Below are 17430 nucleotides of genomic sequence, written 5' to 3'. Positions count from 1 at the left end.
TCAGAACGGTTCGGCGCTGTACACGACGGCGCCGCCATAGTGCGGTGAGGACTGGCAGGCGACACCGACGGTCGCCTTCGGCCGCTGCCGTTCGCCGGCGCGGCCGGCGAGCTGGAGGTAGCACTCGAGCATCTGCGGGATGCCGTGCATCCGGCCGTTGCCGAGCGCCCCGCCGCCCGAGAGCACGGGCAGGCCGCCCGGTCTGTCGCCGTCGATCCGCCCGTCCTGGACGAACCGGTGGGCCTCCCCCGCCGGGCAGAAGCCGAGGACCTCGAGCCAGAACCAGATGAACGGCGAGAAGCCGTCGTAGAGCTGGGGCAGGTCCACCTCGTCCGGCCCCACTCCGGCGTGCTCCCACAGCCGGCGGGCGGTCTCGGCGCCGCCGTCCATGATGTCGTCGAGCGGCCAGTGCACCGGCAGGCGCCGCGGGGGCGGGGCGCTGTGCGCGTAGCCGCTGACGTACACCGGCTTGTGCGGCAGGTCGCGGGCGCGCTCGGCGGAGGTGACCACGAAGGCCGCGACGCCGTCGACGGGGATGTCGCAGTCGTAGCGGCAGACGGGGTCGACGAGCGTGGGCGAGGCCAGGTACTCCTCGGCGGTCAGGGGCTTCCCGTGCCAGTACGACCACGGGATCCGGGACCCGTTCTTGCGCGCCTCCACCAGCACGGCCGCCATCGACTCCCGGGTGGCTCCGTAGCGCTGGAGGTACTCGTTGTACGGCAGTGCGATCATCGCCAGCGGCCCGAAGTAGCCCGCGGGCGCGGTGTACTGCTGCGGGCCGTCGATGGTCTGCATGGTGTTGCCGTGGTAGCTGCCCCGGGGGTTGTGCAGCGCCCGGTAGAAGAGCACGTGGTCGGCGGCACCGCCGGCCACCGTGTTGACCGCCAGGGCCATGGCGCCCGAGACCTGGCCGATCCCCTGGAAGCCGGCGACATAGCGCGGTTCGGCCCCCAGATGCTCGGCCATCCAGCCGGCCGTCACCGTGCTGACCCCGTCCTGCACGGCGTGCGAGCCGGCGGTCGGGAACAGCGACGCGGCCACGATGCCGTCCACGTCCTTCAGCTCCAGCCCCGCGTCGGCGATCGCCCGACGGGCCGTGTCGACGGCCAGCGCGCCCAGCGGCCGGTCGGCATGCCTCTGCACCATGCTCTGGGCGTAGCCGGCGAGGGCGACCTTGTTGCTCGCCGCGAACCTTCCGCTCACTCGCCCGCCTCCCCGTCGCGCGCGGCGCCGAGCTCGAAGGCGGGCACGGCGACTCCGGGGGCCACGTCCTCGAAGGCGACGTCCACGGGAGCCCCGACGCGCACGGGCGCATCGGGACCGTCGAGGAGCCGGCCGATCATCCGCAGCCCCGGCTGCTCGGCCAGCTCGACGTCGACCAGCAGGTACGGAAGGTCCGCGTCGAAGCCGGGCAGGAAGGACTGGCGGACGACGGTCCACGACCTGACGGTGCCGCGGCCGCTGACCGGCACGAAGGCGAACGCCGGGTCGGTACTGCCGCAGTGGGGGCACGTCTGACCGGGCGGGATCGTCAGCGACTCGCACCGCGAGCAGCGGGCGAGGGCGAGGACATGGCGCGCCGCCGCCTCCCAGTAGGGGCTTGAGCTCTCGTCCGGTGCCGGGAGGGGACGTCCGGTGGCCTGGTGCGTCATCGTCACGGGATGGCTCCCGCGTCCTTCAGGGTGGCGATGTCCTCCCACGTGCGGCCGAGCTCCAGGAGCACCGTCTCGGTGTGCTCGCCGTGCTCGGGCGCGCGGCGCAGGTCCGGCGGCCGCTCGTCGAACTGCACGGGGACGGTCGGCAGCGAGTACGTCACGTCGCCCTCGGTCACCTGGCCGATGTAGCCGTTCGCCAGCACCTGCGGGTCGTCCAGCAGTTCCTCCACGGCCTGGATGGGAGCCCAGGGGGCGTCGATGCGGGCGAGCAGGTCCTTCCATTCCTCGAAGGTCCGTGCGGCGAACTCCGCCTCCAGTTCGGCGGCGCAGGCCTTCCGGTTCTCCCTGCGGGCGGCGAGGTCGACGAAGCGCGGATCGTCGATCAGCTCTTCGCGGCCGACCAGCCGGCAGAAGTCGGCCCAGTAGCGGTCCCCCTGGAGGAACACGAGCTGGATGTGCCGCCCGTCCTTCGTCCTGTAGGTGCCGACCAAGGGGTTGGGAGAGGCCTCCCTCCCCGCGGCGGCTCTCGGTTTCTGGCCCTGCAGCGCGGACAGCAGGTCGGACGACAGCGTCCACATCGCGGTGGCCAGCAGCGAGACGTCCACCACCGACCCCTTGCCGATCCGCTCGCGGCGCAGAAGCGCCGCGGAGATGCCGAACGCCAGGGCCATGGCGCCGTTGCGGTCGCCCATCGCCCCGCGCTGGCCGATCGGGTCCTCGCGGTCGGGGGGTGTCAGGACGTGGGCCATGCCGCCGCGCGCCCAGAACGCCGACGAGTCGTAGCCGGGGAGGTCGGCGTCCGGCCCCCGCGACCCGTACCCGTTGCCCCGCGCGTAGACGAGCCGGGGGAAGCGCTCGGTCAGCGTCTCGGCATCGAGCCCGAGGCGGGCCAGCGCTCCCGGCCGGAAATTGGTGAGGAAGACGTCCGCCGTCTCCAGCAGCCGGTCGAGGACGGCCCGTCCTTCCTCCCGCCGCAGGTCGAGCGCGACCGAACGCTTGCCGCGGTTGGCGAGCGCCATCGAGAGGTTGACCCCGCCGCTGTCGGCTCCGATGCCCTGGGTGGCGAGCCCCCGGTAGGGGTCGCCCTCGATGCGCTCGATCCGGATGACGTCCGCTCCCCAGTCGGCCAGCAGCGCGCCGGCGACGGGAACGAACACCCACTGCGCCAACTCGACGACGCGCAGGCCTTCGAACGCTTTTTGATCCACCAGAGACCTTCCTCTCCGTTGCATGCGGCAGGGCGGCTTCGCCACGGGGTGATGGCGCAGGTCCGTTGATCGGTGATCGCACGGGGTCTTGCCGGTTCGCAGGCGAGGCGGTGAGGCGAATCGCCCGGCCTCCATGCGCGGCTGCTCCGGCGGCGCGACCCCCGCGGTCCGTGTGCGGGTGGTCCAGAATTTCGGGGTGGAAGTGGGGGGTGGGTGTGCTAGTATTTGAGCACCTCTGATTAAATGGTAGCAACCTCCTCTGCGCATGGCTAGAGGATGTCGACGTCGAAAAGAGAGAAATGCCGGTCAATCCGTCTCCAGCCGTCCTCAGGGCCGGCCAGCTCCTCTGGCACATGGCCCGGCGGCCGTCCGAGGCGTACTCGGTCTCCGAGCTCGCCCGCATGGCGGGCATTCCGCGCGCCACCTGCGATTCCGTCCTGCAGGCTCTGGCCGAGCAGGGCCTGGTCGTCCGCCGCGAGCCCGAACTCCGCTACCAGCTGGGCGAATTCTGCGTCGCGCTCGGCGACGCGGCGCGCGAGGCGAACCCGATCCTCAGCGCGGCGAGCGTCGAGGCGGAGGAACTCGCGCGGAAGCTGAACGCCTGCGTCGCGGTCTCCGCGCCCGTGGCGGACGAGACCCGCGTGATGGCCGTGTTCGACTGGGGCCCGCCGCTCGGGATCCGGCCGCGCCGGGGGCAGTCCATGCCGCTCGTCCCGCCTTTCGGCGCCGTCTTCGTGGCGTGGGACGACGCCGAGGCGCGGACGTGGCTCGGGCGCGCCGGCGAGAACCTCGAGGACCACCAGCGCGACCAGTGGCGCCGGGCTCTGGCCGGCATCCGGCGCCGCGGATACGTCATCTCGCTGGTCAACGACCGCGCCGAGAACCCCGTGCCGGACTTCGAGATCCTGCTCACCACGCCGGACGCCGAGTACGCCCTGCGCCAGCGGGACGAACTGGTCGGCCTCATGCAGCACACCGAGTACTTCGCCGAAGAGATCGACGACGACGCGGCCGTGCGGTTGTCGCAGATCTCCGCGCCCGTCTTCGACTCGACCGGCCGCGCCGCGGCCTCCCTCATGCTGATGGGGCCCCAACACGGGCTCACCGGCCGGGAGGTGAACGCCCTCGGGCGGCAGGTGGCCGACGCGGCCCGGCGCGCCGGCAAGTCCGCCGGCAACGGCGCCTGACACGGCGGGCGCCCGGCGGGACCTGGGCGGCTCGTGTCCGGCCCTATCCGCCCGGGACGGGTTCGGCGCGCACGGCGGGAAGGACGTCCTCGAGCAGGGCGCGGACGACGGTGTCGGCGCCGCCGGGTTCGGCCGCCGGCATGAGAACGAGGTGCCGTGCGCCGGCGGCCACGAAGTCCCGCAGCCTGCGGGCCACCTCCGCCGGCGTGCCCGCAGCGGCGACCCGGTCGATCATGGCGCTGAGATCCTGGCCATAGGTGCCGCCGAGGGCGCGAGCCGCCGCGCGCCGGGCGGCGGCGCCGTCCCCGCCGACGTTGACGAAGACGAACGCGTACCACTCGAAGCCGTCGATCCCGCGTCCGGCCTCCGCGGCGAACGCCCGTATCTCCCGCACCGACGCGGCGTAGCGGTCGGGCGAGTAGAGGTAGGGCATCCACCCGTCGCCGATCAGCGCCGCCCGGCGCATCGCCGGGCGCTTACGTCCCCCGATGACGATGGGCGGTCCGCCCGGCTGCGCGGGCGCGGGGTAAATCCGCACGTTCTCCATCGGGTAGAGGGGACCGCCGTGCGTGATCTCCTCCGCCGTCCACAGCCGCCGCAGCAGCGGGACGGCCTCGTCCAGCCGCCGGCCGCGCTCGTGCAGCGGAACCCGGCAGGCGCGGAACTCCTGCGGGTACTCGCCGCCGGCGCCGACCCCGAGGACCAGCCGGCCCGCGGTGGCCCGGTCGAGATCCGCGACCTGCTTGGCGATGATCGCCGGCGGGTAGAGCGGCAGCAGCAGGACCGCGGTACCGAGGCGCACCCGCTCGGTCGCGGCGGACAGGCGCGCCAGCGCCATCATCGCCTCGGTCGAGGGGTTGCGCGACGCGATGTGGCCGCCGGTCCACAGCGAGTCGACCGGCTGCCGTTCGAGCCGGGCCGCCCGCCCGGGGTCGCCGCCGACGACGAACCCGACCTGCACCCCTGGTGAGCCGGTGCCCGGCGCGGTCGCGTCCCTCATGCGCCGACGGTAACACCTCAATGTCGATGTCGATATTGAGGTAAGGCTATGGGCCGGCGGCGGATGCCACGCTACAGTAACCTCGAAGTCGACGTCGATATTGCCGACGTCCCCGTCCGTCCCGGTGGGGCGGCCCCCGGTCCGCCCCACCCAGGTGCGTGGCAACGCGCGAGGAGCGCACATGCAGACGCTGAACCACCCCCAGCAGCCGGCCCCCCGCAGGCTGGACGACGTCCTGACCCCGGAATGGCTCACCCGAGCGCTCGGTGCCCGCCACCCGGGCATCCGCGTCACCGAGGTGACGCCCGGCCCCGTCGTCAGCCGGATCTCGACCAACGCCCGCTTCCACATCGAGTGCGAGGGCGGCGCGCCCGACGGCCTGTCGCCGGACCTGTGCGCCAAAGGGTACTTCTCGGAGATCGGCTGGCCCGGCCGCGAGACGGGAACGTACGAGGTCGCCTTCTACCGCGATCTGGCGGAGTCCACGGGCATGCGCACGCTGCGCAGCGTGTACGCGGCCATCGATTCCGAGACCCGGCACGGCGTGGTCATCACCGAGGACGTCGTCGCGCGAGGCGCCACCTTCCTCGACGGCACGAGCGAGTACACGCCCGCTCAAGCCGCCGAGAGCCTCGCGGAACTCGCCAAACTGCACGCATCGACGTGGGGCGACCCGGCGGTCCGCGCCGCGGACTGGCTGGCGCCCCGCCTGGAGGGGATCCTGGCGGGGCGCGGCGTCAAGGAGATCCGGGCCAACTTCGAGAGCGACACCGGGGCGGGCGTGCCGGCGGAGGTCCGCGACCCCGAGCTGCTGGTCAAGGCGTACCGGGCGGTCGTCTCCCTGGCATCGGCCGCGACGCCGTGGTCGGTCATTCACGGCGACTCCCATGTCGGCAACCTCTTCCTGGACGGTGACGGGCGGCCGTCGTTCCTGGACTGGCAGCTGGTGCAGCGCGGTCCCTGGTACCTGGACGTGGGGTACCACATCGCCTCCGCGCTGACGGTCGAGGACCGCCGGCGGGCGGAGGACGACCTGCTGCGCCACTACCTCGACGGCCTGCGCGCCGGCGGAGTCGAGGCCCCGACCTGGGACGAGGCGCGGCTCGGCGTCCGCCTCGGCATCATCCACGGCTTCTACCTGTGGGCCATCACGCAGAAGGTCGCCCCGGCCATCACCCGGTCCCTGCAGCACCGGCTCGGCACCGCGGCCGCCGACCACGACGCCTTCGCGGCAGTGGCCGCTTGACGCGGGACAGGACGCGGGAGAGGAAGGGCGCCGTCCCCGTCGGCGAAGCGTCCGGACTCCCGCGAAACGGCGCCGGCCCCGGCCGTGAACGGCCCTCCGGCCGGGCCGGGGCCGGCGCCCCGGGCGCGATCAACCTCGATATCGAGTTCGGTTATTGTGAGCCCTCGGAGGCCCCACTGGCGACCGGGGGACGAGGCGCTCGGAAGCCCACCACGCCACCTGCCACCGGAAAGGTTCAGCAATGACCGCGACCAGTAACCGCCGTACCGCGATGTCCAATGCCAGCAAGGGCCGGCGCGGAGGCGAGGGACGGGAGAAGCGCCGCGGCACGGGGCGCACCATCCGCGGCCGCCAGACGCGGGCGCAGCTGCTCGAGTCCGCCAAGAAGATCTTCGAGCGCGACGGCTTCATCCATGCGCGCATCGCCGACATCTGCGACGCCGCGGGGGTCTCCCACGGCTCCTTCTACACCTATTTCGTGTCGAAGGAGGAGATCTTCAAGGAGGTCGCCGACTCGGTCGAGGTCGACCTGCTCACGCTCGGCCCGGCCCCCGACGACGCGGACCCGATCGAGCGCATCCGCACGGCGAACGAGCACTACCTGACCGCCTACCGCGCGAACGCCAAGCTCATGCGGGTGATCCAGCAGGTGTCGACCATCGACGCCGAGGTCCGCGCGACCCGTCTGCAGCGCCAGGAGGCCTTCGCCCGGGCGATCGAGCGGCGCATCCGCCAGTTGCAGGAGACCGAGGTCGCCGACCCGGAGGTCGACGCCGTCTACGCCGCGCAGGCGCTCGGCGGCATGGTCGCGTCCTTCGCCGACTACCTCTTCAACACCGGCAACGCCTTCGGCTTCGACCTCGCCACCGCCACCGACCAGCTCACCCGCATCTGGATCAACGCGGTCGGCATCCGTCCCGGCGTCGCGGACCGCGCCGCGGACCGCGCCGCGCCGGCCGGCTGAGCGAGCGGGTCCGGCGCCCGGAGCGCCCGGAGCCCGCCCGTCAGCCATGGAAGGTGGAGGCGGTCGCCACGCCGGTGAGGCGGCCGCCGTTGCCGGAGTCGCGCAGCTCCGCCCGGGCGATCCCGCCGCGCAGGCTTGCGGTCGCGACCACGGGCCCGACCCGCGCGGCCTGGAGGTAGAGCAGGCTGAGCGAGCGGAGCGTGTCGCCCGGCGCCAGCGAGAGCACCGCCTCCTCGGCGGCCAGCGCGATGAGCCCGCCGTTGATGGTGCCGGAGGCGTTGAGGCCGTCCTCGCTGCGGGGAAGGACGGCCGTTCCCGCCTCGCGGCGTTCGCAGCCGGCGCGCTCGGCCAGCGGCACGGTCAGCCGCTCGTCCGACGCGGGCATGTCGATGCTGAGCGCCGACGGCATCCGCAGGCGGGGGTCCGGTGCCGTCATGAACAGGCCGTTGGCGATGGCCAGCGGTTCGCCGTCCACGGTGAACCCGACGTCCGCGACGAAGGTCGAGCGGCCGGCCTTGACCGTCCTGGCGATCCCCAGGAGGTCTCCGGTCGCGGGGGCGGGCCGGTACAGGTGCACGTCGAGCTCGAGCGTCACCGGCACGCGAGGGGCGATGACCCGGGCCGCGAGCAGGCCGACGAGGGTGTCCGCCCAGGTCGCCAGGACGGACGTCCGCAGGCGGGAGGCCCCCGGCACGTGCATCTGCGGGGTGATCGAAGCGGTGCCGTGCAGTTCCTCGCCGGCCTGCCTGATCGAGAAGCCGAGTTCCTTGAGGACGTGCCGCGGGGTCTCCTCCGCCGGGGCGGGGCTTGCGTTCACTCGGGTGTCTCCTTGCGTGCTCACGGGACCGCTCCTGGCCGTCGGGGTCCTCCTTCACCCGGCCGCCCACATAGTTCGATATTTGCAATACTATGGATTCACTGATCCGGATCGCAACCGAGGGCCGTGGACGGCCCACCACGGGCGCGGGCGAAGGAGCGCGAACATGAGCGAGACGACCGAGCCGGCACAGACCACACTGCAGCAGATGCTCGACATCTTCGATGTCGAGCCGGCCGACGACGGGCCCGACGGACCGCGCCGGTTCCGGGGGGACAGCTTCGACGAGGGGCGCCGGGTGGTCGAGGGCAGCCAGATGCTCTCCCAGGCCATCGTGGCCGTGAGCAAGGCCCTGCCCGGCCGCACCGTCCGCACCGCGCACGGCCTGTTCGTGTCCGTCGCCGACCCGGCGCACCCCCTCGACTTCACCGTCACACCGGTCCAGGCCGGCCGCTCCTTCGCCAGCGCCACGGTCGCCGTCACGCAGGACGACCGGATCCGCTCGACCGTCACCCTCCTGCTGGACCGGCCGCAGCCGGACGTCATCAGGCACGACCGGTGGACCGGCGAGCCGGTCGGGGGCCCCGGCTCGGCGAACCCCGCCCGCATGCCGCTGCAGGGCAGGGAGGTCCGCCTCGAAGGCGTCCGCGATCTCAACGATCCCGAGGAGGTCGGGCCGCCCGTCGTGGACGCCTGGCTGCGCTACGACAGCGTCCCCGAGCGCGACGACCTCCGCCGCGCGCTGCTGGCCCAGTTCACCGGGCCGCTGTCCATCTCCACCTCGATGCGCCCGCACAGCGGGGTCGGCACGGCCCAGGCGCATTACAGCCTCTCGACCGCGCCCATGGGCATCGGGGTGGCGTTCCACGAGCCCCTCGGCTGGGACGGCTGGATCCGCTACCACCACGAGAGCACCTACGCGGGCGCGGGCATGAGCCACGTGCGCGGCCAGGTGCTCACCGAGGACGGGCGCCTCATCGCCTCGTTCACCCAGGACGCCATGATCCGGGCCCTCTCGGTCAGCGGGAAGGCGGCTTCGGCGCCGGTCGAGTCGCGCTTGTGACACCCGGCGCGTCCGCCCGGGGGCCGGCGTTCCGCGCGACGCCGGGCCCCGGGCGGGGTCAGTCGAGCGCGGGGAGGACCTCTTCGGCGAAGAGCCGCGACGACTCGGCGCTTCCGAAGTCGTGGAACTGGCAGATGAACAGCTCCGCCCCGGCCTCGCGCTCGGGGCGCAGCGCCGCGGCGACCTCGTCCGGCGTCCCGGCGACCAGCCCGCCCCACGCCCCGAAGCGCCGCCGCGCGATCTCCACGACCTCGTCCCGGGCGGCGGTGGACGGGGCGAGCCCGACCGGGTGCTGCACCGACACGCGCGCCGAGCCGGCCGACGGGCGCAGTTCGGCGATCCGGTCGGCGGCGGTCGACGGGCAGTTCCACCAGTCGGCCGAGCGCGCGACCAGCGGCAGCGTGAGCGTGCGGCCCGACCCGCCGATGTGCACGGGCACCCGGCCGGAGACGGGGCGCGGACGGCAGATCGCGTCGCGGAGCGTCCAGTGCTTCCCGTCGAAGTCGACCGGCTCCCCCGTCCACAGCGCGCGGAGGATGTCGATCGTCTCGGCGAGCCGTTCGGCGCGCACCGACGGGCCCGCGCCGGTGACTCCGTAGTCGGTGAGCTCCCGGGCGACCGATCCCCACCCCAGCCCGAGTTCGAACCGCCCCCCGGAGACGACGTCGAGGCTCGCGGCCATCTTCGCCAGCATCGCGGGGTGGCGGAACTCGTTGCACAGCACGAGGTGGCCCACGTGCAGCCGCTCGGTCCGCACCGCGACCGCCGTGGCGACCGTCCACGCGTCGAGCATGGGCTGGTCGCGGGCGGCCGGGGGCGACAGGTGGTCCATGAACCAGGCGGAGTGGAATCCGGCCTCCTCCGCGGCCCGTGCGCGCGCCTCGATGGTCGCCAGGTCCATCCGCAGCTGCGGCAGGTAGATGCCCGCACGGGCCGGGCCCGTCACCGCCGGGCCTCCTCGAAGACCGCCGAGCGGCCGGCGCCGGACGCGATGAGGGACCGGTACCGCATGAACGGCTTGGGGGCGCCGAACGCGACGACGCCGCTCAGCGCGTCACCGGTGAAGTACCCGGCGACGGTGCCCTTGACCGGGCCTCCCTCCAGCCCCGAGCCGTGCAGGGCGACCACCTCGCCCGCGTTCCCCGTCCGGCCGGCGACCTGCAGCTTCAGGTCGAACTGGTCGGACCAGACGTAGGGCGGGGAGGGAGCCGGGAGCTCGGCCCCGAGGATGTCGCCGGCGACCCGCTTGGCCTGGTCGGTCACGGTGCTCCAGTGCTCCGCGCGGTGGTGCTCGCCGGTGACCGGGTCCCACCAGGCGGCGGCGTCGCCCACGGCCCAGACGCCGTCCATGCCGATGGCGCGGCCGCGGGCGTCGCAGCCGACACCGTCCTTGATGCGCAGCTCCGCGCCGCCGAGCCAGGTGAGGTCCGGGATGCCGCCGACGCTCGCCAGGACCACGTCGGCCGACAGCCGCGTCCCGTCCGCGAACTCGATCGTGCGCCCGTCGGGCATCCGCAGGATCCGCGCCCCGAGGCGCAGGTCGATCCCCGCCTCCCGGAAGAGGCGTGCCGCGAGCACGCCGACCTCGCGCCCGAGGACCCGCTCGCAGGGCGCCCCCAGCGCTTCGAGCACCGTGACGGCGATGCCCCGGCGGCGGGCCGCGCAGGCGACCTCCGCCCCGATGAAGCCCCCGCCCACGATGATCAGCGACTCGGCGGACTCGAACGCCTCGCGCAGGGCGAGGACGTCGTCGAGGGTCCGCAGGGACGCCACGCCGTCCGGCTGGTGCGGCATCCTGCGCGGGACGAGTCCCGTCGCGACGACCACGGCATCGCCGGTGACGCTCTCGCCGTCGTCCAGGTCGACCGTCGTCCCGCGCAGCGCCACGGCGCGGGTGCCCAGCCGTACCGCGACGTCCAGGTCCGCCAGGCCGGCGCGGTCGCGGAGGATCGCCCGCTCGGGCTCCCACCGCCCCTCGAGGATCTGCTTGGACAGCGGAGGCCGGTCGTAGGGCGGGTGCCGCTCGGCGCCGATCAGCGTGAGCCGCCCCTCGTACCCGCCCGAGCGCAGCGCCTCGGCCGTGCGCAGCCCGCCGACGCCGGCGCCGACGATCACCACGTGCCCGGGCACCGCCGCCCGTTCCACGGCCGCCATCAGTCGGACGCGGGGAGGGGTTTGGCCGACTTCTGCTCTACCGGCGCACCGTCGACCGCGACCGCGTGCCGGCCCCCGTGGGAGCACAGCAGCTCGATCTCCACGCCTTCCACGGTGTAGCGCTTGCCCAGCATCAGCCCCGGCCCGGCGTCCCCTTCGGCGGCCGGGACCGGCGCACCGGGCTGCTCCGTCATCTCGTGGCCGCCGCAGGTCACGGCGGTCTCACCTCCAGGGCTCTTGATCACGACCACCGAGGTCTCGTCCACGGCGCTCTTCAAGGTCTGTCCTACTCGCAATTTCATTGTGTGCTCCTCATCTCTGTTTCTCGTGCGGTCAGCCGTCGGCGCGCAGCAGCATGACCCCGCTGGGCGTGAGCCCTCCGCTGCTCACCACCGCGACCCGCGCACCGCCGATCTGCCGTTCCCCCGCTTCGCCGCGAAGCTGGGCGACGGCCTCGTGCACCAGCCCCATGCCGTGGGTCCGGCCGTGCGACAGCTGGCCGCCGTGGGTGTTGAGGGGCAGGACGCCGTCACGGGCGATGTTCCCGCCGCCGTCCAGGAAGTCCTTGGCCTCTCCTATCCCGCAGAAGCCCAGGGCTTCGATCCAGGACAGGCAGTTGAAGGTGAAGCCGTCGTACAGCTCGGCCACGTCCACGTCGTCCGGCCGCAGCGAGGTGCGCGTCCACAGGTGCGCCGCCGGGCCGAGGACCTGCGGTTCGTGCGTCGCCGTGCTCTGGTCCCACTCCATCCGCTCGACGATCTGGGTGCCGACCGCCTCCACGCGCACCGGACGCTTACGCAGGTCGCCGGCCGTGTCGGCGGCGGAGACGACGACGGCGACCGCCCCGTCGCAGGGGACGTCGCAGTCGTACAGGCCGAACGGCGTGGTGATCGTCCGGGCGTTCAGGTAGTCGTCCATCGTGAGCGGATCGCGGTAGACCGCGGTCGGATCGAGCGCGGCGTTGGCGCGCTGGTTGAGCGCGATCCACCCGAGCGTCTCCCTGGTCGCGCCGTAGCGGTCGAGATAGCGGCCGGCCGTCTGCGCCAGGACGTGCGCGGCCGAAGTCGCGCCGAACGGCATGCCCCACCCCATGTCGCCCGCGACGCGGCCGGACCCCATGGCGAGCCGCCCCTCCTGCAGCAGCCGGGCACGGGTCGCCTCCCAGACCGTGCGGAAGCACAGGACGTGGCGGGCGAGCCCGGCGGAGACCGCGAGCATCGCGGCGATCACCGAGCCGCCGGGACCGAACGTCTCACCGCCGCCGTTGAACCAGGTCGGACGCACGCGCAGCGCGGCTTCGAGCGCCGTGACGCCGCCCTCCCCCATGCCGTGCTCCAGCCCTCCGCCGGGATAGGTCGACAGGCCGTCGATGTCGTCCATCGTCAGGCCCGCGTCCGCCACCGCGGCCCGGCAGGCGTCGACGGTGAGGGCGAGCGGATCGCGCATCAGCCGGCGCCCGATCTCCGACCTGCCGATACCGGACAGGACGGCGTCGTCCTCGAACTTGCGCACGCCCCGCATGGGCCGGACGAGGGCGCGCGCGCGTTCGGGCGGCGTCTCCTCGGGCGGCGGCGGGGCGGGCCGCTCCGGCTGCCGCGCCGCCGGCCGGAAGAGCGGCAGCCAGACGTCCTCGACCTGCTCGAAGGCCACCTCCATGCGCATCCCGAGGCGCGGCTCGTCCGGCTCGCAGTCCACCAGGCGCGTGGTCAGCCGCACCCGCGGGTCCTCGTCGAGCGCGACCTGGGCGACGATGTACGGGGAGGGCACGCCCGGGAGATGGAACCGGTGGCTGACGGTGAACCCGAACAGCGTGCCGGAGCCCGACACCGCCCGGACCCCCATCTCGGAACCCGCGCAGTACGGGCACACCGGCTTCGGCGGGTGGACGAGCGCGGAGCACGACCCGCACTCCTTGATCCGCAGGACACCCTCGGACCCGGAGGTCCAGAAGAACGCGTTCCACGGCGTCACCAGAGGGAGCGGACGTCCTTCCGCGCTCATCGACCACCCCTCTTCGCACCGGCCGCCGGATGCACCACCGCACGCTCCCTTCAGATCGCCCGGGTCAGTCCCGCAGCTTCGCCCGCGCCTTGCGGACGGTGACCGGTTCGGCGAGGCGCTGCTCGTCGCAGATCCGCTGCATCCGCTCGAGCGTCTCGTCCAGGCCGGCTCCCAGCCGCTTCCCGGGCGTGAAGGTCGCCGGGAGGTGCTTCATGCCGTTGATGACGCCCGTCGTGTCGTAGTGGACGGCGCCGTCCGGATCGCACACGAAGTCCGGCATCCGGTCCAGCACCGCGGTGAGCATGGACTTGAACACCGCGCGCGCCACGTTGGACCCGATGCACCGGTGGATGCCCAGGCCGAAGCTGCTGTGCCGGTTCCCCTTCCGGTCGAGGTGGATGGTGTGCGGGTCCTCGAAGACCTTCGCGTCCCGGTTGGCCATCGCCCAGGAGAGCCAGAGCCGCTCGCCCTCCCTGAACTCCGTCCCGTTGACCTCGCAGTCCTGGGTGATCGTGCGCCCGTCGCCCTGGGCGGGGGTGTAGAACCGCAGGAACTCCTCGGTGGCGCTGTCGAGCAGCGTGTCCCGTTCGCGGCTCAGCCGTTCGCGCTCCCCGGGATGCTCCGACAGCCACTCCAGGGAGTGGGCGGTCAGCGCGGTCGTGGTGTCGAACCCGCCGCCGATGATGAGCATGATGACGCCGGCGATCTCGGTGTCGTCCGGGGTGCGGTCCCCCAGCTTCAGCGTGACCAGCTCGTTGATCAGCCCGGGGCGCGGCCGTTCCCGGATCCCCTGCATGACCTCCATCATGTGCATGCCCATGCGCATCTGGAGCTGGATGACGCGGGCGTGGTCCGGCGTGCCCGGCGGGGTGTAGACCGCGGCGTGGACGGGCTCGCAGTACACGTCCCAGTCCTTCAGCGGCATGCCGAGCATCGCCAGCGTGAACACCGCGGGCACGATGTTGGCCAGGTCGTCGACGAAGTCGATCCGGCCCGTCTCGATCTTCTCGTCGAGGCAGGCGCGGGTCAGCTCGTCGATCACCGGCTTCCACCGCTCGACGGCGGCGGGCGACAGGTAGGGGTTCAGCGCCTGGCGGTAGTACCGCTGGTCAGGCGGGTCCATCTCCAGGAACCCGCCCCGGGTGCGGTTCGCCTGGTCGCTCTGGGACGGGATGCTGATGCCCTGGTAGCCGCGGCCGGTGCCGTCGACGTCGTTCTCGTTGGACAGCAGGTCGGCCCGCCGCGCGAGGTCGAACAGCTCCTTGTTGCCGTTGGCGAACCAGTAGCCGCCGTGGGTGTCGTTCCAGGCGACGGGGCACCTGGCATGGAACTCCGTCGCGAGGCTCTCGAACTCGAGGCGGTACCGCGGGGAGTGCCGGTCCAGGCTGATGGTGGGCTTGTCTCGAGGATCGTCGTTGCTCATGGTCCCTCAACTGGTCGAGACGGGTCAGGACAGGACGATCGCCTGTTCGGGGCAGGTGCGGGCGGCGTCCCGGGCCAGGTCCTCCTTGCCGGCGGGCACCTCCTCGTCGACGGCGTACGCGTGGCCGTCCTCATCCCGGAGGGCGAACAGGTCGGGCGCGTTCATCGCGCACAGCGTGTGTCCCTGGCAGACCTCAGGGTCGACTCGTACCTTCACGGTGAGCTCCTCGGTCGGGGGTGGAATCAGTCGGGAATGCGGTCGTCAGGCGTGGAAGTCGTGGAACTTCAGGTAGGAGCCGGCGTCGACGCGCATCTGGAGGCCGGTGACGTAGCGCGACTCGTCGGACGCGAGGAAGACGACCGCGTTGCTGACGTCGAGCGGGTCGATGTAGGGGATCGGCATCGCCTGCTGCGCGGGGAAGGCGAGCAGCGCGTCCTCGCGGGTCGGGTTCTCCAGGTCGGGGCGGAAGACCCGGTACATGGGGTCGCTGTTCAGCATGCCGGTGTCGCAGTTGGTGGGGTGCACGGCGTTGGCGCGGATCATCCTCGGCGCGAGGTTGCGCGCCAGCTCGTGGATGAACTGCCCCACCGCGAACTTGGAGTACTGGTAGCCCGCGCCGCCGGGGTCCTTGCCCGGCTCGGCGACCTGCTGGCCGACCATGAACGCCGCGGCCGATCCGGTCGCGATGATCGAGGCGCCGTCCGGCAGGTGCGGGATCGCCACGTGGATCGCGTTGATGACGCCGACGAGGTTGGTGTCGACCACGTCCGTCCACGCCTGCAGCGGCGGGTCGCCGAACAGCGGCATGATCCCCGCCTGGGCGACCACCACGTCCAGCCGGCCGAGCTCCCCGACGCCCTGTTGCACGACCTCGGCCAGGCGCACCCGGTCGCGCACGTCCGCCTGCGCCGCCACGACCCGGCGTCCGGTGGCCTCGACCAGCCGGACGGTCTCCTTCAGGTCGTCGGCGCCGCTGAGCGGGTAGGTGTTGCTCTCGACGTCGCGGCAGAGATCGACCGCGATGATGTCGGCGCCCTCCTCGGCCAGCCGGACCGCGTGGCTGCGGCCCTGCCCTCGGCCGGCGCCGGTGATGAAGGCGACCTTGCCCTCGACTCGTCCCATGTCGCGACTTCCTTCCTGGGGTGGTGGGCGGGGGATGCGCATGTGCCCTCTGGCGTCGCCGGCGGGCCGGGGCCGCAAGCTCAGCCCGAGGCCGGAAAGGCGATGGTCTTGACCTCGAGGAAGTCCTCCAGCCCCGCGGTGCCCCACTCGCGTCCGAGTCCGCTCTGCTTGTAGCCGCCGAACGGCGACTCGACGTCGAACCACGCGGCGCCGTTCACGCTGACCGTCCCGGTCCGGAAGCGCCGGGCCAGCGCCATCGCCCGGTCCGGGGCCCCGAACACCGACGTCGACAGGCCGAAGATCGTGCCGTCGGCGATGCGGACGGCGTCGTCCTCGCCGTCGTGGGGCAGGATCACCAGCGCGGGCCCGAAGATCTCGTCCTGCGCGACGGGGGACTCGGGCGGCACGCCGGTGATGAGCGTGGGTTCGACGAAGTAGCCGCGGTCGAAGCGGTCGGTGGGCTTGCCGCCGAGGACGACGCGGCCGTCGCGGGCGGCGGCCGCGTAGTAGCCGAGGATCTTGCCGCGCTGCGCGGCGTTGACGACCGGGCCCATGATGTTCTCCGGGTCGGTCGGGTCGCCCCACTTCACCTGCTCCATCGCCGTCCGGGCGAGGCCGACCGCGTCGTCCAGCCGGGCGCGCGGGACCAGCAGCCGCGTCATCTGCGTGCAGCCCTGCCCGGCGTGGGTGCACACCGCGCCCGCCATGGCCGGGACGATCATCTCCAGGGGCGCGTCATCGAGGAAGACGGCGGCGCACTTGCCACCGAGCTCGAGGGTCACCCGCTTGACGGTGCCGGCGGCCGCGGCCATGACCTTGCGTCCGGTGGCGGTGGATCCGGTCAGCGTGACGGCGTCGACGCCGGGGTGGGACGCCAGCAGCTGCGCGGCACCGATGTCGTTCGTGGTCACCACGTTGAGGACGCCGGGCGGGATGTCGGTGTGCGCGGCGGCGATCTCCCCGATGGCCAGCACGCTCGCGGGCGTGTCGGGCGCCGGTTTGAGGACGACCGTGCAGCCCGCGGCGAGCGCGGCGCTCACCTTGCAGAGGCTCAGGTAGACGGGGTAGTTCCACGGCGTGATCGCCGCGACCACGCCGGCCGCCTCCCGCCGGACGATCCGGTCCGCGGGCATCCCGAAGATGGTCTTGGTGGGGATCGGCCGCTCCCACTCGTAGGCGTCCAGGAGCCCGACGTAGTGGTCGATGTAGCCGATCGCCTCCTCGAGCGCGATACCGGAGGTCTGGCTCACCGGCATGCCGCCCTCCGCCACGAGGAGGGAGCGGAGCTCCTCGACGTTCGCGCGCAGCGCGTCGCGCAGTTGCACGAGGCAGCGGCGCCGCAGGCCGGTGTCCGTCGACCAGCCGGTGCCGTCGAAGGCCCGGCGCGCCGCGCCGATCGCGCGTTCCACGCCGGCGGCGCCCGCCTCGGGGACCGCGCCGATGACGGCCTCGGTGGCCGGGTTGACGTTGTCGAAGGTGCGGCCGTCCGGCGCCGTCACCAGGTCGCCGTTCACGAGCATGCGCTCGCCGAGTGCGTTCACCGCGCGGCCTCCGTTCCGTTCGGGGTGGGGTGGCGGGGGTGCGGGGCGC

Annotated in this window: 17 protein-coding genes; 4 read left to right on the top strand and 13 right to left on the bottom strand. The window is 72.9% G+C overall.

All coding sequences use genetic code 11. The annotated features are described in order from the left end of the window. Genes F8568_RS05390 through F8568_RS05380 form a run of 3 tightly spaced genes read right to left on the bottom strand, consistent with a single transcriptional unit; the run spans position 1 to position 2863 of the window. A complete protein-coding gene (locus F8568_RS05390) occupies positions 1–1203 on the bottom strand; it encodes a thiolase family protein (RefSeq protein ID WP_151591976.1) in 1203 nt (400 codons plus the stop codon). Then, positions 1200–1652 (bottom strand): Zn-ribbon domain-containing OB-fold protein, encoded by a 453-nt coding sequence (locus F8568_RS05385; protein WP_151592239.1) that lies wholly within the window; start codon positions 1650–1652, stop codon positions 1200–1202. The genes F8568_RS05390 and F8568_RS05385 overlap by 4 nt, the downstream gene beginning before the upstream one ends. A gap of 2 nt (positions 1653–1654) precedes the next feature. Continuing rightward, positions 1655–2863, bottom strand: coding sequence for a CaiB/BaiF CoA transferase family protein (locus tag F8568_RS05380; RefSeq protein WP_151591974.1), 1209 nt, complete (start codon positions 2861–2863; stop codon positions 1655–1657). Between the two features lie 299 nt (positions 2864–3162). On the opposite strand from F8568_RS05380, the gene F8568_RS05375 reads away from it, so the two are divergent. Next, complete coding sequence (locus F8568_RS05375; protein ID WP_151591972.1) at positions 3163–4050, top strand: IclR family transcriptional regulator; 888 nt, start codon at positions 3163–3165, stop codon at positions 4048–4050. Between the two features lie 43 nt (positions 4051–4093). Here F8568_RS05375 and F8568_RS05370 read toward each other — a convergent pair whose 3' ends face one another. Further along, on the bottom strand, positions 4094–5050 hold the full coding sequence (locus F8568_RS05370; protein WP_151591970.1) for an LLM class flavin-dependent oxidoreductase: 957 nt from the start codon (positions 5048–5050) through the stop codon (positions 4094–4096). A gap of 181 nt (positions 5051–5231) precedes the next feature. Between F8568_RS05370 and F8568_RS05365 the strand changes: the two genes are divergently transcribed. Beyond that, on the top strand, positions 5232–6296 hold the full coding sequence (locus F8568_RS05365) for a phosphotransferase (RefSeq protein WP_151591968.1): 1065 nt from the start codon (positions 5232–5234) through the stop codon (positions 6294–6296). 241 nt (positions 6297–6537) lie between these two features. After that, positions 6538–7260, top strand: coding sequence for a TetR/AcrR family transcriptional regulator (locus tag F8568_RS05360; protein WP_151591966.1), 723 nt, complete (start codon positions 6538–6540; stop codon positions 7258–7260). A gap of 40 nt (positions 7261–7300) precedes the next feature. Here F8568_RS05360 and F8568_RS05355 read toward each other — a convergent pair whose 3' ends face one another. Next, complete coding sequence (locus F8568_RS05355) at positions 7301–8077, bottom strand: PaaI family thioesterase (protein WP_202124515.1); 777 nt, start codon at positions 8075–8077, stop codon at positions 7301–7303. Between the two features lie 166 nt (positions 8078–8243). On the opposite strand from F8568_RS05355, the gene F8568_RS05350 reads away from it, so the two are divergent. Beyond that, positions 8244–9140 carry an acyl-CoA thioesterase gene (locus F8568_RS05350; RefSeq protein ID WP_151591964.1) on the top strand — a complete coding sequence of 299 codons (897 nt, stop codon included), beginning with the start codon at positions 8244–8246 and terminating at the stop codon, positions 9138–9140. A gap of 58 nt (positions 9141–9198) precedes the next feature. On the opposite strand, the gene F8568_RS05345 is transcribed toward F8568_RS05350, so the two are convergent. From F8568_RS05345 to F8568_RS05310, 8 genes are all read right to left on the bottom strand, one after another. Next, entirely contained in the window at positions 9199–10086 is an 888-nt protein-coding gene (locus tag F8568_RS05345; RefSeq protein WP_202124514.1) for an LLM class flavin-dependent oxidoreductase, read from the bottom strand. Then, on the bottom strand, positions 10083–11294 hold the full coding sequence (locus tag F8568_RS05340; protein WP_151591962.1) for an NAD(P)/FAD-dependent oxidoreductase: 1212 nt from the start codon (positions 11292–11294) through the stop codon (positions 10083–10085). Before F8568_RS05340 ends, F8568_RS05345 begins: the two co-directional genes overlap by 4 nt. Continuing rightward, positions 11294–11596: a hypothetical protein gene (locus F8568_RS05335; RefSeq protein WP_151591960.1), complete on the bottom strand. Its 303-nt coding sequence runs from the start codon at positions 11594–11596 to the stop codon at positions 11294–11296. Before F8568_RS05335 ends, F8568_RS05340 begins: the two co-directional genes overlap by 1 nt. A gap of 31 nt (positions 11597–11627) precedes the next feature. Further along, positions 11628–13295 (bottom strand): thiolase C-terminal domain-containing protein, encoded by a 1668-nt coding sequence (locus F8568_RS05330; RefSeq protein ID WP_151591958.1) that lies wholly within the window; start codon positions 13293–13295, stop codon positions 11628–11630. Positions 13296–13359: 64 nt separating this feature from the next. Beyond that, a complete protein-coding gene (locus F8568_RS05325) occupies positions 13360–14718 on the bottom strand; it encodes a cytochrome P450 (RefSeq protein WP_151591956.1) in 1359 nt (452 codons plus the stop codon). 24 nt (positions 14719–14742) lie between these two features. Then, the gene (locus tag F8568_RS05320) at positions 14743–14934 is read right to left on the bottom strand and encodes a ferredoxin (RefSeq protein ID WP_151591954.1); all 192 of its coding nucleotides are present in this window, start codon (positions 14932–14934) and stop codon (positions 14743–14745) included. 45 nt (positions 14935–14979) lie between these two features. Beyond that, complete coding sequence (locus F8568_RS05315) at positions 14980–15840, bottom strand: mycofactocin-coupled SDR family oxidoreductase (protein ID WP_151591952.1); 861 nt, start codon at positions 15838–15840, stop codon at positions 14980–14982. Between the two features lie 80 nt (positions 15841–15920). Beyond that, positions 15921–17381, bottom strand: a complete 1461-nt coding sequence (locus F8568_RS05310) for an aldehyde dehydrogenase family protein (RefSeq protein WP_328600730.1) — start codon at positions 17379–17381, stop codon at positions 15921–15923. Positions 17382–17430: the final 49 nt, after the last annotated feature.

It is taken from the genome of Actinomadura physcomitrii, from assembly GCF_008923205.2.
In the GTDB taxonomy this organism is placed as follows: domain Bacteria; phylum Actinomycetota; class Actinomycetes; order Streptosporangiales; family Streptosporangiaceae; genus Spirillospora; species Spirillospora physcomitrii.
Note: the sequence above shows the minus strand (reverse complement) of the source record. Positions and strands in the feature narration are given on the sequence as shown.

What these genes read in the sequence shown, in the direction of transcription:
- F8568_RS05385 (WP_151592239.1), bottom strand. Translation starts at nt 1,652, where the DNA reads ATGACGCACCAGGCCACCGGACGTCCCCTCCCGGCACCGGACGAGAGC.
- F8568_RS05375 (WP_151591972.1), top strand. Translation starts at nt 3,163, where the DNA reads ATGCCGGTCAATCCGTCTCCAGCCGTCCTCAGGGCCGGCCAGCTCCTC.
- F8568_RS05370 (WP_151591970.1), bottom strand. Translation starts at nt 5,050, where the DNA reads ATGAGGGACGCGACCGCGCCGGGCACCGGCTCACCAGGGGTGCAGGTC.
- F8568_RS05365 (WP_151591968.1), top strand. Translation starts at nt 5,232, where the DNA reads ATGCAGACGCTGAACCACCCCCAGCAGCCGGCCCCCCGCAGGCTGGAC.
- F8568_RS05360 (WP_151591966.1), top strand. Translation starts at nt 6,538, where the DNA reads ATGACCGCGACCAGTAACCGCCGTACCGCGATGTCCAATGCCAGCAAG.
- F8568_RS05350 (WP_151591964.1), top strand. Translation starts at nt 8,244, where the DNA reads ATGAGCGAGACGACCGAGCCGGCACAGACCACACTGCAGCAGATGCTC.
- F8568_RS05340 (WP_151591962.1), bottom strand. Translation starts at nt 11,294, where the DNA reads ATGGCGGCCGTGGAACGGGCGGCGGTGCCCGGGCACGTGGTGATCGTC.
- F8568_RS05335 (WP_151591960.1), bottom strand. Translation starts at nt 11,596, where the DNA reads ATGAAATTGCGAGTAGGACAGACCTTGAAGAGCGCCGTGGACGAGACC.
- F8568_RS05330 (WP_151591958.1), bottom strand. Translation starts at nt 13,295, where the DNA reads ATGAGCGCGGAAGGACGTCCGCTCCCTCTGGTGACGCCGTGGAACGCG.
- F8568_RS05325 (WP_151591956.1), bottom strand. Translation starts at nt 14,718, where the DNA reads ATGAGCAACGACGATCCTCGAGACAAGCCCACCATCAGCCTGGACCGG.
- F8568_RS05315 (WP_151591952.1), bottom strand. Translation starts at nt 15,840, where the DNA reads ATGGGACGAGTCGAGGGCAAGGTCGCCTTCATCACCGGCGCCGGCCGA.